The organism is Bacillus sp. 05T31 (assembly GCF_056396725.1).
Window position 1 is genome coordinate 1 of the sequence record NZ_JBFTMA010001300.1, and the last position, 539, is coordinate 539.

A 539-nucleotide genomic window follows, 5' to 3' on the forward strand; every position below is an offset into this window, starting at 1 on the left:
TCTCTCTAGCACACATATATATATAAAGATAGGTGGTGAACGCATGTCTAAAAAAATTCTCATTTTTTGTGATCCTGGAATCGACGATGCGATAGCCCTCCTCCTCGCATTCTTTATCTATGAAATTGAAATTGTTGGGATTGTCGCTGATTACGGCAATGTTCCAAAAGAAATGGCCGTACAAAATGCTCATTTTCTTAAACAAAAATCAAGAAATAGAGATATGAAAATATTTGGTGGTTCAGACCGTCCTCTCAATGGAGGTCCACCTGCTTTTTTTACCAATATTCACGGTAAAGAAGGGTTAGGGCCAATCATCCCAAATGAAAAGTTACAAAACGGAGAAATGGAGAATTTTTTTGAAGTTATCCCTCTTATCGAGCAGTATAAAGACGAACTAATCATTGTAAGTTTAGGGCGACTCACTTCCCTAGCTGTTTTATTTATTTTATGTAAAAACTTAATGCAGCAAATTAAATCTTATTATGTAATGGGTGGTTCCTTTCTGCACCCAGGTAATGTAACTCCCGTATCAGAAG

Annotated in this window: 1 protein-coding gene; it reads left to right on the top strand. The window is 36.5% G+C overall.

Annotated elements, in window-relative coordinates:
* Nucleotides 1–43: 43 nt before the first annotated feature.
* Nucleotides 44–539: nucleoside hydrolase (locus tag AC1DJR_RS33020; RefSeq protein ID WP_477004569.1), on the top strand; the 496-nt coding region annotated here is incomplete at its 3' end.